The organism is Paenarthrobacter sp. NPDC056912, assembly GCF_042786555.1.
Lineage (GTDB): Bacteria > Actinomycetota > Actinomycetes > Actinomycetales > Micrococcaceae > Arthrobacter.
Genome location: NZ_JBHUCD010000003.1, coordinates 274,638 through 286,464 on the forward strand (window position 1 = coordinate 274,638; position 11,827 = coordinate 286,464).

General features: G+C 61.3%; 13 protein-coding genes, 1 tRNA gene and 1 other RNA gene. 8 read left to right on the forward strand and 7 right to left on the reverse strand.

Annotated features, from left to right (window positions below):
- Positions 1-189 precede the first annotated feature (189 nt).
- Positions 190-747, forward strand: coding sequence for a single-stranded DNA-binding protein (locus ACFRJ9_RS05325; RefSeq protein WP_377665158.1), 558 nt, complete (start codon positions 190-192; stop codon positions 745-747).
- 81 nt (positions 748-828) lie between these two features.
- Entirely contained in the window at positions 829-1,455 is a 627-nt protein-coding gene (locus tag ACFRJ9_RS05330; protein ID WP_377665160.1) for a GNAT family N-acetyltransferase, read from the forward strand.
- Positions 1,456-1,468: 13 nt separating this feature from the next.
- Here the strand turns inward: ACFRJ9_RS05330 and map are convergent, their stop codons facing one another.
- Positions 1,469-2,236 (reverse strand): type I methionyl aminopeptidase, encoded by a 768-nt coding sequence (gene map, locus ACFRJ9_RS05335; protein ID WP_377665162.1) that lies wholly within the window; start codon positions 2,234-2,236, stop codon positions 1,469-1,471.
- Positions 2,237-2,396: 160 nt separating this feature from the next.
- Between map and ACFRJ9_RS05340 the strand changes: the two genes are divergently transcribed.
- Positions 2,397-3,074 carry a DNA alkylation repair protein gene (locus tag ACFRJ9_RS05340; protein WP_377665164.1) on the forward strand — a complete coding sequence of 226 codons (678 nt, stop codon included), beginning with the start codon at positions 2,397-2,399 and terminating at the stop codon, positions 3,072-3,074.
- Positions 3,075-3,089: 15 nt separating this feature from the next.
- Here ACFRJ9_RS05340 and mptB read toward each other — a convergent pair whose 3' ends face one another.
- Positions 3,090-4,646 (reverse strand): polyprenol phosphomannose-dependent alpha 1,6 mannosyltransferase MptB, encoded by a 1,557-nt coding sequence (gene mptB, locus ACFRJ9_RS05345; protein WP_377665166.1) that lies wholly within the window; start codon positions 4,644-4,646, stop codon positions 3,090-3,092.
- Positions 4,647-4,793: 147 nt separating this feature from the next.
- Between mptB and orn the strand changes: the two genes are divergently transcribed.
- The 4 genes from orn (at position 4,794) to ACFRJ9_RS05365 (ending at position 7,185) form a co-directional block, all read left to right on the forward strand.
- Positions 4,794-5,429 carry an oligoribonuclease gene (orn, locus tag ACFRJ9_RS05350; RefSeq protein WP_377665168.1) on the forward strand — a complete coding sequence of 212 codons (636 nt, stop codon included), beginning with the start codon at positions 4,794-4,796 and terminating at the stop codon, positions 5,427-5,429.
- A 132-nt stretch (positions 5,430-5,561) separates the two neighbouring features.
- A tRNA-His gene (locus tag ACFRJ9_RS05355) sits at positions 5,562-5,637 on the forward strand.
- Positions 5,638-5,768: 131 nt separating this feature from the next.
- The gene (gene def / locus ACFRJ9_RS05360) at positions 5,769-6,341 is read left to right on the forward strand and encodes a peptide deformylase (RefSeq protein ID WP_377665170.1); all 573 of its coding nucleotides are present in this window, start codon (positions 5,769-5,771) and stop codon (positions 6,339-6,341) included.
- A 4-nt stretch (positions 6,342-6,345) separates the two neighbouring features.
- Complete coding sequence (locus ACFRJ9_RS05365; RefSeq protein WP_377665172.1) at positions 6,346-7,185, forward strand: acyltransferase domain-containing protein; 840 nt, start codon at positions 6,346-6,348, stop codon at positions 7,183-7,185.
- On the opposite strand, the gene ACFRJ9_RS05370 is transcribed toward ACFRJ9_RS05365, so the two are convergent.
- From ACFRJ9_RS05370 to rnpB, 5 genes are all read right to left on the reverse strand, one after another.
- The gene (locus ACFRJ9_RS05370; protein ID WP_377665174.1) at positions 7,170-7,970 is read right to left on the reverse strand and encodes an HNH endonuclease family protein; all 801 of its coding nucleotides are present in this window, start codon (positions 7,968-7,970) and stop codon (positions 7,170-7,172) included. The genes ACFRJ9_RS05365 and ACFRJ9_RS05370 overlap by 16 nt on opposite strands.
- A gap of 118 nt (positions 7,971-8,088) precedes the next feature.
- Positions 8,089-8,298: a hypothetical protein gene (locus tag ACFRJ9_RS05375; RefSeq protein WP_377665176.1), complete on the reverse strand. Its 210-nt coding sequence runs from the start codon at positions 8,296-8,298 to the stop codon at positions 8,089-8,091.
- Positions 8,299-8,371: 73 nt separating this feature from the next.
- On the reverse strand, positions 8,372-9,859 hold the full coding sequence (locus tag ACFRJ9_RS05380) for a glyceraldehyde-3-phosphate dehydrogenase (protein WP_377665178.1): 1,488 nt from the start codon (positions 9,857-9,859) through the stop codon (positions 8,372-8,374).
- A gap of 409 nt (positions 9,860-10,268) precedes the next feature.
- Complete coding sequence (locus tag ACFRJ9_RS05385) at positions 10,269-10,472, reverse strand: hypothetical protein (RefSeq protein ID WP_377665180.1); 204 nt, start codon at positions 10,470-10,472, stop codon at positions 10,269-10,271.
- A 140-nt stretch (positions 10,473-10,612) separates the two neighbouring features.
- Positions 10,613-11,004, reverse strand: an RNA gene (gene rnpB, locus ACFRJ9_RS05390) — RNase P RNA component class A.
- Between the two features lie 57 nt (positions 11,005-11,061).
- On the opposite strand from rnpB, the gene ACFRJ9_RS05395 reads away from it, so the two are divergent.
- A complete protein-coding gene (locus tag ACFRJ9_RS05395; RefSeq protein WP_377665182.1) occupies positions 11,062-11,826 on the forward strand; it encodes a YaaA family protein in 765 nt (254 codons plus the stop codon).
- The last annotated feature ends 1 nt before the right edge of the window (position 11,827 follow it).

Sequence of the window (11,827 nt, forward strand, 5' to 3'; positions counted from 1 at the left end):
GCCACAAAGAGTTTACAGTGCCTTCGGGCCATACCCCGCCATCCCACGGCCATCGGCCACTTCTCCTCCCCAAGCATCCCTTTGCCGTGGTTATTCACATAGCCGGATATGGCACTCCCGTGCCGACCTTCCTTCGATGAAGCTGAAAGGGCCGGACAGGCATTTCCTACACACCGAGAAGGACCACCAATGAATGACATCATCACCGTTCGGGGCTTCGTGGCCTCGGAGGTCAAGAGTTCCACCACCACCCGGGGTACCGCTACAGCTTCGTTCAGGCTTGGAACCACCGAACGCCGCTACGACCGCACCAGCAATACATGGGTGGACGGCAACACCAACTGGTACACAGTGCAGTCCTTCCGCTATCTCGCCGGGCACGTGGGATGCAGTGTGAAAAAGGGGCAGCGGGTCATTGTTGTGGGCAGACTCCGGCTCCGGCAGTGGGAACACGAGGGCCGCATCTATCACGTGGCCGAAATCGACGCTGAATCCGTGGGGCACGACCTCATGTGGGGTTCAGCGAACTTCACCCGAATGAACGGCACCGCAGCTGCCACAGAATCGAACGCGCCCGGCGACGCCGCCAACAACGCTGGAACCATTAACCCTGAGTGGGGAGCGGGCGATGACGAGCAGGTTCCGCCAGAGGACGACGCCATGGAGGCCGGGTCAGATGACGCGGACGGGGATGCCGGACTGATGGTGAACACAACCACGGGTGAGCTGGTTGGTGCCTCTGCCTGACTCGGGTGGCGGACAAGACGTGGGTTATGACCTGGCGGCCCCCGCGAGACCAGCGCTGCGGGTGCGGCCTATTCTGGGTCAATGGCACACTTCGACGCACCTTCCCCGCTGGAGACTGCCCCCGCTTCATGGGCAGCTGTTGAGGAATTGTTCGGAACCAAGGGCGAGCCTTCCCGGTGCTGGTGCCGGTGGTTCGCCCTTACCGGCAAGGACTGGACGGGCACCTCTTCGGACTCCCGCAAGGATCAGTTGAAATCAGCCTTCGAAGCCGGGCCCGCACCAGGTGTTCTGGCTTTCAGGGATGGGCGCCCCGTGGGTTGGTGCGCAGTGGAACCACGCGGAAATTATCCTCGGCTGCAACGATCCCCGGTTATTCGGACAGCCGAGCTGCCGCCAGTAGACGCCGCCAATCTCTGGTCTGTCACCTGTTTCGTGGTGGCCCCAGGCCACAGACGCACGGGAGTCTCTGGCGCGCTGCTTGCTGCAGCGGTAGACCACGCTTTCAACAACGGCGCAGACGTCGTTGAGGCCTACCCCGTAGACACGGAACTCAGACCTAAAGCCACTTCGGCAGACCTTTATCATGGGACGGTTTCCCAATTCGCTGCTGCGGGATTTGCTGTGATGGCCCGGGCTGTTCCGGGGCGCGCTGTGATGCGCTTGGAGAGGAAAGCCGCAGAGGAGAACAACACTGCCGCCCACCGATAGGCGGGACCGGGAGTTAAGGCAGCGTCAGGATCATTGGCCCTTCGGCCGTGATAGCCACAGTATGTTCACTGTGCGCGGCTCGGAGCCCGTTTGAGGAACGAAGGGTCCACTCGTCATCGTCGTGGTAGTAGTCGTCCTTGCCGCCCAGGAGCAACATGGGCTCGATGGCTATCACCAGCCCCTCCTCCAATTTCATGCCACGGCCGGGCCGACCATTATTGGGCACCGGTGGTTCTGCGTGCATGGTCCGGCCAATACCGTGACCGCCATGATCAGCCAGCAGACCATAGCCGGCGCGCTTGGCCTCACCGCCGATTGCATAGGCAAGGTCCCCCATCTTGTTCCCGACGCGGGCGGCCTCGATCCCACGCGCTAGGGCAGCTTCCGTTGCTGCGATCAATTCCAGATCAACAGGGTTGGCCTCCCCCACGATGAAGCTGATGGCCGAGTCCCCACACCAGCCCTCCAGGAAGGCGCCACAGTCAACACTGAGCAGGTCGCCGTCTTGGAGTGCGTACCCGTCCGGGATTCCGTGCACCACGGCGTCGTTCACGCTGGCACAGATGACCCCCGGGAAGGGAACAGCAGCCCAACGGGGGTGATAGTCGAGGAACGCCGGCCTCGCACCGGCGTCGGCGATGACCGCGGCCGCAACATCGTCGAGCTCTTTCAAGGCGACACCCACCGCAGCATGTTCCCGCACTGCCCCCAAGGCATTGGCCACCACTCGGCCGGCCTCGCGCATCAACGCAATCTGATCCGGTGATTTCAGCATTGACATCGGGATTCCTCCGTTGATGGACGTGCATCCGAGGCATGGTTGGGCCTGGAACAACTGCCGCTACGAACATGCCCACTCTACGATGGCCATGCACTGGGTGCGAGGGCGCTTCGACAATTGATCGAGCTCCAGGGGCAACGTCCAGCCCTAAAGTTGAGGCATGACCAACCATGACCTCGTTCAGTCGATCCGATCTACGCTCCGTTCCGCGGGAGACGTTGATCGGTCGCGGGGAGCTCAGGCCTACATGAAATCGGATATGCCTTCTTGGGGCGTCAGGGTTCCCGACGTGCGCAGAATTGTGAAGGCGGCAGCGAAGGACTTCCCCGTATCCTCCCCTGATGACCTGAGGTTGGCCGTCCTTCAGTTGTGGCGCGAAGCGGAGGCTCGCGAAGAAAGGTATGCAGCTATCGACCTAACGGGGTTGCGGATGGTCAAGGAAGATCTGGACATGCTCCCCGTGTACGAGGAAATCATTCGCACGGGCGCGTGGTGGGACCTCGTCGACGGAGTATCGCATCGGATCTGCGCGCTTTTGCTTGCCCACAGGTCCACCATGACGGCACTTCTTCTTCAATGGGCCACGGACCAGGACATGTGGATCCGCAGGGCTTCCATCACGGCCCAGCTGGGGGCGAAGTCCATGACCGACACCGGGCTGCTCTCTGACGTCATCAAGCCCAACTTGCCCGACAAGGAATTCTTCATCCGCAAGGCCATCGGCTGGGCCTTGCGGGAGTACAGCAAGACTGATCCTGAATGGGTCAGGGCCTTCGCTGCTGACAACGCAACCGCCCTCAGCACGTTGTCCACCCGTGAAGCGACGCGGCTCCTGTAGCCCTGTGGATCCGACTCAGATAATGGGGCGCAGGCCGGGTTCGTCGCGTTTGCGGAACAGGCTCTTGGTTTTTGGGTCCACAAAGATCAGATAAACAGCGAACAGGAGCGCGATGATCGCAGCCGCGTTCCTAGCCAGGGTCAGAGCCAAGCCGAGGTCTTCACTTTGAAGGTACGGGAAGACGTCCAACTGGTCCGAGATGGCATAGACCATGAAGAACGAGACTATGAAGTACACGGCTTTGACCTGCCAGTCGTTCCGGATACCAGTGACGGCGAAGAGCGGAATAAGCCACACCACGTACCAAGACTGAATCATTGGCGCAAGCAGGACGATGGCCGCGAAAGCGAGCGTCAGGCGGCGCATCAGGCGGTCGTAGTCTCCGCGGAAGACTTGCCAGGCGACGGCTCCGAGCATCAGTACCTTACCGGCGTCGTATACCCACTTGGCCATGCCCCAACCATCCAGGCCGAAGACGTTTAAGATGGAGGCCACGATCAAGCCGATCAAGCCAATGGGTGCGTACCAGATCCAGACGCTGCCCGGCGCCGACAGTCCGTTGATCCAGCCGAATCCGAAGCCGTTGACCAGGCTCATTGCGTACAGAAGCGCGAAACTGAGGGCGGCCGTAAGGAACCAGTAGAGGAACTTGCGTGGCCACGACGCCCCTTTGCCGGCCCATAGAAGTCCAATGAACGGGAGAAACACCAGGGTGATGGGCTTGACCGAAATAGAGAGCGTGACCAGCGCAATGCCCAGGATGACCCGCCGAGTGGCGCAGTAATAGAGGCCGGCCAGCGCCAGGCCGATCATCAGGGCGTCGTTGTGGACGCTGGCGATGAAGTTGGTGAGGAAGAGCGGATTTGCCGCCGTCAGCCACAATGCGCGGTGCGGATTGACACCGTGGAGCTCTGCCAGCTTTGGCACGTAGATGATGCAAAGGATGACCCCAACTACCGCTACGAGGCGGAAGAGCATGATGCTGGCTTCCGGCTGCACATTGGTCGCCCAAACGACGAACTGCTCGATCCAAAGGAAAAGCTGCCCGTAGGGCACCGGGGCCTCGGTCCACATCTTGTCGGCGCCCAATTGGAAGTAGTTGGGCAGGGCCGATATCCCGTTCTGATAGGGATTCATGCCCTCGACCATCAAACGGCCTTGACCGATGTACGCATAGACGTCCCTGCTGAACAACGGAACCGTGAACATCATGGGCAACCCCCAGGCCACTACGGCCTGCAGTGTTGCCTTGCGGGCCTCAAGTCCCCAGACCCGGACCCGCTGCCCCAATCGCAGCCATGCCCGGACAAGAAGCATGCCTCCGATGGCAAGCAGAACAATGGAAAGGCCGACGCCTACGCCCTCGGTCCGCATCCAGATGAAGAGCGGAAGCCGACGAAGTTCCGATACCGGCGCGAGCCAGCCAACGCCCAACGAACCAAACACCATGAACATCGACCCGATGAACCCGGCGATTAGTGGCGAACGTGCGTTGTCTACCTCGCTGGCAGCAGCATCCGCCGACGGCTCTGCTTTCCCTGCCTTCTCGGCGGCGGATAGTGGCACCGTCATGTGGTCGTCATCCAATCGTTCACCCTGTGTGTTGGGTCAAAATTCAGCGTCTTCTGGGCTTTCGACGACAGGAAGAAACGACACTGCCGCGCTCAAAAAATCGTACCATCGGAGCACTTGGAACCAGCTGAAGGATAGGCTAGGCGGGTGCCTATTACTAATGAACGCATCGTCTGGATCGACTGCGAAATGACCGGCCTGGATCTCAAGAACGACGCCCTGATCGAGGTTGCAGCGCTGGTAACGGATTCCGAACTCAACATCCTGGGCGACGGAGTAGACGTCGTGATCAAGCCGGACGACGCCGCGCTGGAGCAGATGAACGATTTCGTGCGCGACATGCACACGCGTTCAAAGCTCCTGGACGAACTCCCCTATGGCAAGACCATGGCCGAGGCCGAGGCGCAGGTGCTCGAATACATCGAAAAATGGGTTCCCGACCCCCGAAAGGCTCCATTGGGTGGCAACTCAGTGGGAACGGACAGGATGTTCCTGGCCCGCGACATGCCAAACATCGTGGAACACCTGCACTATCGCGTGATCGACGTCAGCACCATCAAGGAACTCTCCCGTCGTTGGTTCCCGCGGGCTTACTTCCAGTCCCCGCCCAAACATGGCGGCCACCGCGCCCTGGGCGATATCAAAGACTCCATCGACGAACTCCGCTACTACCGCGAAGCCGTCTTCGTGGCCGCCCCCGGACCGGATACAGCAACGGCCCAGCGCATTTCGAAGGACGTCATCGCCACCGCAGAGACCTTGGGCTCCAGCGAAACGGTGTGATCTGCACCATTTTTTGGGTTTTTTTCGCGGAAAAGGGCAAAAGTGGACTTTGCACCCCAAAACAGCAGGTAAGCTATTTGTCGTTGCCTTCACGGAAAGCCGGTCACACGGACTAACCAAAAAGGGCACATGGTGGGCTTAGCTCAGTTGGCAGAGCGCCTGGTTGTGGTCCAGGAGGTCGCGGGTTCAACCCCCGTAGCTCACCCCACCGAGATTGGCTTTACGGCCGGTTTCCGCAAAGGCCGCACTGGTTACCCGGTGCGGCCTTTGTTTTGTTTCGACCCGCTTGCGGACGAGGGCCGCTTCCGGACCACCGCGATCGACAAAGGAAGAACTGACATGACCGTCCTGCCAGTCACCATTTGGGGCGACCCGGTCTTGCACCGCCGGGCGAGCGAAGTCGAGGTCTTCGACGACGAACTTCGAACCTTGATCGCGGACATGGTGGAGACCAACGAAGCCGCGAACGGAGTCGGCCTCGCAGCGCCACAGATCGGCGTAGGCAAGCGCATCTTCATCTACAAATATGCCAATGACGACGACGTTCCGGAGCAAGGCGTGGTGGTCAACCCTGTGTTGACGCTCTCAAAAGTTTCCGGCGCCCTCCCCGATCCTGACGAAGACGTTGAGGGCTGTTTGTCATTCCCGGGCGAGTACTACCCGTTGCAACGCGCCGCATGGACACGGGTCCAAGGTTTCGATGGACACGGTAACCCGGTGGACTTCGAAGCAACCGGCTGGTTCGCGCGAATCCTGCAACACGAGTTCGACCACCTGGACGGCAAGCTCTATGTCAACCGCCTCATGGACCGGTATGCCAAAAAAGCCCTCAAGCAAGCCAAGAAGCATGGCTGGGGTGTTCCTGGCCTGACATGGATGCCCGGCGTCGATCCCGACCCCTTCGGCCACTGAGCCTATGACAACCGCTCAGCACTCGGAGCTCTTCACACTCCTGGATATCAGTGCCGACGATGCCGCTGAGTGCCGGAAGCTACTGGCAACGCCCCCCAGTGAGCCGGTTCTGCGCGCGATCGCCGCAATGACGGAACGGCTTGGAACGTTTCCGCTGGAGAGCATCCACGCTGGCGTGGACGACGAAACGGCCTGGATCGAAGCGCTGCTGCGATTCGCTCCTTCGGTCCACGCCTATCACCTGACGCTCGGAATCAGCCCTGCGGTCTCAGCCGCTTCCTTGGCGGATCTGGGCCTTCAGCTCCGTATCAACCGGCGGGTCCACGGTCGCTTTGGGCTGGATACGTGGCGCTGGCTCACCTTGCACATGGCCGGCAACCTGTTCCGTCTGGGCCGGTTGCAATTCCACTTGGTCCGGGAAACGAACGCCAACTCCGATTCGCACACGCCCAGCCAGCGGCCCGGTTGGGTTCTGGGAGTACACATCCCGGAAGACGGAGGCCTGTCCCCTGCCGCCGTTGACGCCAGCTTCGCCGAGGCACGGTCCTTCTTCCCCCGGTATTTTCCGGACAAGCCAGCCGCGGTGGCCACATGCGACTCCTGGATGCTGGATCCTTACCTTGCTCAGAGGATCCCCAACAGCAACATCGCTTCCTTTGCCAGCCGCTTCACGCTGGACCGCTGCTCCGATGCCCCGACAGATGCCGTGTACTTCACTTTCCGGCAGCGGGGTCTGCAGGATTTGGACAGGCTCCCACGGGAGACATCACTCCAGCGCGCGGTCCTGGAAAGGATCGACGACGGCGGTACGTGGCAGCTCGGGCACGGTCACCTGGCGCTGTAGATGGTCTGTTGCCCGGGACAGGACGACAAGACACGCTTCATGGCTTCCTTCTCAGCTTGGCTGACCCAGAGCTTGTAGGCCTCTTTGACCGAGATCTGCCGAGCTATGTAATGGCACCGGAAGCTCTTGTTCGCAGGCAGCCATGTCGCAGCATCACCGGCCCCCTTTTTCACGTTTGCAGGGCCGTCTGCCGCAATCAGGTTCAGCGGATCATTGGCGAGGGTCTGCCGTTGCTGGGCCGTCAGCTGTTGGGCGCCCTTCTGCCAAGCATCGGCCAGGGCCACCACATGGTCGATCTGCACGGCAGCGCTAGTGTCCTGGCCCCTCCGGAAGGCTACGCTTGCCCCGGTGTAGGGTTCCTGGAAGTCTCCCCCAGCTACCTTGCAGGAGGATCCTTCCGTGAACTCAACGGAGGACAGGTCCCTCCTTAGGATGTCATTCCTTGTGTCGCATCCATTGTGATCGACATCCGACCACGCCTGCCCGAAGGCAGCTCTGTCGTATCCAGCTTTCGGCGCCTTGCCCTTGACCGGGAGGCGCTCCAAAGCATCACTTGCGTTTTCGGCGGCAACCGGGGCAGCACCGGGAACGGGTTTCATCCATGTGGGGTCGAACACAGGGGCCTCGCTGGGGCCTGCCGTCCAGGGTTCGGCCGCACTGAACTGGCCAATGGCAAAAAACCACGACAATGCCGCCACGATGCAAGCGGCAGCCAGCCCGAGAATGGCCCATGCCCGACGAGACCGGCGGCGTGCGCGTTTATAGGCTGACCAAGTAATACTCAAGGGACTCCATCCGGAGGGCGGTTAGTGTCCTTCGAGCGTATGCCAAGGCTCTGACAGTCAGAGCCGGTATCCACAGTGTGGAGGAGGAGTCACTCTGTGGCGGTATGAAAAGTGGTGGCTACTGCTCGCGCATGACGCGTTGCAGGTCCTCCGTAGCTACTGCGAGAAGCCCACGCAATTGTTCGACGCGCTGGTCCGTAACGTCTCCTGTTGCGTTGGCCGCAACGGCCTGGTCCAGGAGCTTCTGCGCCTGCTTGTGGTTGGCGCGGGCTACATCGAGCGCGTGTTCCAAGGTTGTTTCATGTTCCAATGTCGATTCATTTTCCATGCACCCATCATGGGCAGGTTTCCCGGCTGATGCCAGTAAGACAGCCGGGAAACCTGTGAATTCTTCGTCGTGCCTAGGCGTCAGCCGGCTCAAGCACCGCGATAGGAGCCACGACATCGCGGGCGGGGAACGACGGCGGGTTGACGCCGGCCATTTCCTCCATGACGCGGACAACCTGGCAGGAGTAGCCGAACTCGTTGTCGTACCAGACGTACAGCACGAGGTTCTTGTCATTGGAGATGGTCGCGAGGCCATCCACGATGCCTGCACGGCGTGAGCCGACGAAGTCAGTGGAAACAACATCCGGAGAGTCGATGTAGTCGATCTGCTTGCGCAACTCGGAGTGCAGCGACATTTCACGGAGGAAGTCGTTGACTTCGTCGCGCGTGGTGCCGTTCTCAAGGTTGAGGTTCAAGATGGCCATTGAGACATCCGGGGTGGGTACGCGGATGGCGTTGCCCGTGAGCTTGCCCTGCAGTTCAGGCAGTGCCTTGGCCACTGCCTTGGCCGCGCCGGTCTCTGTGATGACCATGTTCAGCGCTGCGGAGCGCCCGCGACGATCGCCCTTGTGGAAGTTGTCGATCAGGTTCTGGTCGTTGGTGAACGAGTGCACTGTTTCCACGTGTCCGTGAATGATGCCGAACTTGTCGTTGATGGCCTTCAACACGGGGGTGATGGCGTTGGTGGTGCAGGACGCCGCGGTGACGATCTTGTCGTCGTCCGAGATGTCCCTGTGGTTGATGCCGTGGACGATGTTCTTGAGGTCGCCCTTGCCCGGCGCGGTGAGCAGCACGCGGGCAACACCCTTGCTCTGCAGGTGCTGGGAAAGGCCATCGGCATCGCGCCAGCGGCCCGTGTTGTCCACTACCAAGGCGTCCTTGATGCCGTAGGCCGTGTAGTCCACAGTTGCAGGGTTGTCCGAGTAGATGACCTGTACCTGCACACCGTTGGCGGTGATGGTGTTCGCTTCCTCGTCCACGCGGATGGTGCCCTCGAATGAACCGTGCACTGAATCGCGGCGCAGCAAGCTGGCGCGCTTCACGAGGTCGTTGTCTGCACCCTTGCGAACCACGATGGCGCGGAGACGAAGGCCGTGTCCGCCACCGGCCTTTTCAATCAGGATGCGGGCCAGGAGGCGGCCGATACGGCCAAAGCCGTAGAGCACGACGTCGGTGCTGGTGCGGTTGTCAGCCCCACGCTTTCCAACGATCTCAGCCAACTCATCGCGCAGGAAGTCATCCAGCGAGGCGCCATTGCCTTCGGCCCGGAACTTCTCCGTCAAACGTGCGATGTCGATCGCTGCCGCGCCGAGTTCCAGCTCGGAAAGGGCATTCAGCAGGGGGGCGGTTTCTTCGAGCAGGAGCTCGGTGTTGCTCATCCGGCGGGCAAAACGGTGCGCCTTGAGGATGTTCATGGTGGACTTGTTGATCAGGCTGCGGCCGTGGATGCTGGTGACCACATTGTTTTCCCGGTACAACCGGCCGATCACCGGAATCATGGCCTCGGCGAGAGCCTCCCGGCCCATCCACTTATCAAGACAAGAATCTGACGTCTGGCTCACAGAACTACCTTCCTTGGGTCAACCACATACGTCCTCGTATGCAGATGGCAGCGGCCGCCCGGAGTAATCCTGCGGCACATGCGCCGGCGGGCTTCGGTCCACCCACAGCGCCTTGAACGAGAGCAAAGAAAATCCGCCGGCTGCGAACGCAGTCCCGGCGGCAGAACATCTACGTTCAGTAACCATTCTAGGGCGGAAGGAAGGCGTGCAGGTTGCCCAGGGGCGTGAAATCACTCACACGCCGGAAGTCCGGCGGTCATAAATGGGTGGGTGACCGATACACCGTCCTGGTGTTCGCCGGCGACAGTCTCAACCAATGGGGACCCACGGTTGTCACGTGGCGGGCGAACAGATATCACCGTGGAGCGCGTGGCCCCCACTATCTCGCGAGGGGGCTATCCGGCGTTTGCTAGACGACTTGGCCAAACTTCCGATAGGCGACATCGCCTGCGAGCCGGAGGGCTTCGCGGTAGGCGGATTCCTCGGTCGGCTTGGTAGCTGCTTCCTGGGCGGTGCCCCAGTCGTCGTCAACCGAAGTTCCTACGGAGAGGGCGACGGCGGCGAGTCCAGCAAGTGAATGCCGGGTTTCTGGTGTGTGTTCGGTGGACCCCATTTGGTCAAACTACTGGAAGGTTCAACGATTCAAGTAATTTGACTTTCAAGGTGACAAATTTGTCGTTAGTCAGTTTGCTTGCTGTCAGACAGAGTTACCAACGATTCCCGCGAGCTCACGGGAGTTTCGGCCCCTTGGGGTGGATGGGTTGACCGATACGCCGGGTTCTGTCATCCCCTGCCGTTGCCGGAAAGGGAGTAGCGGCCATCCATCTACGAACGCCGTTGCCGACGCCCTCCAGCAGCCTACCCGGACACTCGGGCGAGCAGCCCTCGAACGTGTCCTGTCTGGCCTTGCTCCGGGTGGGGTTTACCTAGCCTCCCCGGTCACCCAGGGAGCTGGTGGTCTCTTACACCACCGTTTCACCCTTACCTGCTGCCTGGTGATGCAAACATCACCAAACGCAGGCGGTCTGTTCTCTGTGGCACTGGCCTGCGGGTTACCCCGAGTGGGCGTTACCCACCACCCTGCTCTGCGGAGCCCGGACGTTCCTCGAGCCACTTTCGTGACGCGCGGCCGCCTGGTCAACCCATCCGCCGTACAGTCTACCGGCGTCGGAAGCCGCCCAAGTCACCGGTAATATCGACTGGTGCTGATTCTGCTGCCGCCTTCAGAAGGCAAGACCCCCGCTGTCAAAGGCCCCGCCGTCGAATGGGAGTCACTCAGCTTTCCGGAGCTGAACCCCTACCGGGCAAGGGTGCTGGAGTCGCTGGGGACGGTGAGCGCGCACGAGGATGCACTCGCGTTGCTGGGCGTCGGCGCCTCGTTGCGGGACGACGTCGCGCGCAATACGCGGCTGCACGCCGAACCGGCGGCCCCGGCCCATCAGGTGTACTCCGGGGTCCTGTACGACGCCTTGGGTTACAACAGCATGACGCCAACACAGCGCCGCAAGGCGACCGAATCCATCCTGGTGGTCTCCGCCCTGTGGGGCGCCATCGGCTTTGGTGACCACGTACCCGCCTATCGCCTGTCCATGGGAACCGCGCTGCCCGACGTCGGACGCCTCGCCTCCTACTGGAAGCCTCAGCTGACGGCCGCCCTCACCCGGCGCGCCGAAGGCGAGCTGCTGGTGGATTGCCGTTCCAGCACCTATGCCGCCGCATGGGCTCCCCCTGCCGCGCAGACCGTGAACGTCAATGTGTTCAACGAGGCGAACGGCAAGCGCACGGTAGTCAGCCACTTCGCCAAGCACACCCGAGGTGAGCTGGCCCGGCATCTACTAACGCGGCGCGGAAAGGCACCGGCAACCCCGGCTCAGCTCTTGAAGGCGGCCAGTGAAATCTGGACCACGGAACTTGTTGAAGGCACAGCCCGCAAGCCGCACGCACTGAACATCATCCTGGCCGGCTAGC

What these genes read in the sequence shown, in the direction of transcription:
- ACFRJ9_RS05325 (WP_377665158.1), top strand. Translation starts at nt 190, where the DNA reads ATGAATGACATCATCACCGTTCGGGGCTTCGTGGCCTCGGAGGTCAAG.
- ACFRJ9_RS05330 (WP_377665160.1), top strand. Translation starts at nt 829, where the DNA reads ATGGCACACTTCGACGCACCTTCCCCGCTGGAGACTGCCCCCGCTTCA.
- map (WP_377665162.1), bottom strand. Translation starts at nt 2,236, where the DNA reads ATGTCAATGCTGAAATCACCGGATCAGATTGCGTTGATGCGCGAGGCC.
- ACFRJ9_RS05340 (WP_377665164.1), top strand. Translation starts at nt 2,397, where the DNA reads ATGACCAACCATGACCTCGTTCAGTCGATCCGATCTACGCTCCGTTCC.
- mptB (WP_377665166.1), bottom strand. Translation starts at nt 4,646, where the DNA reads ATGACGGTGCCACTATCCGCCGCCGAGAAGGCAGGGAAAGCAGAGCCG.
- def (WP_377665170.1), top strand. Translation starts at nt 5,769, where the DNA reads ATGACCGTCCTGCCAGTCACCATTTGGGGCGACCCGGTCTTGCACCGC.
- ACFRJ9_RS05365 (WP_377665172.1), top strand. Translation starts at nt 6,346, where the DNA reads ATGACAACCGCTCAGCACTCGGAGCTCTTCACACTCCTGGATATCAGT.
- ACFRJ9_RS05375 (WP_377665176.1), bottom strand. Translation starts at nt 8,298, where the DNA reads ATGGAAAATGAATCGACATTGGAACATGAAACAACCTTGGAACACGCG.
- ACFRJ9_RS05385 (WP_377665180.1), bottom strand. Translation starts at nt 10,472, where the DNA reads ATGGGGTCCACCGAACACACACCAGAAACCCGGCATTCACTTGCTGGA.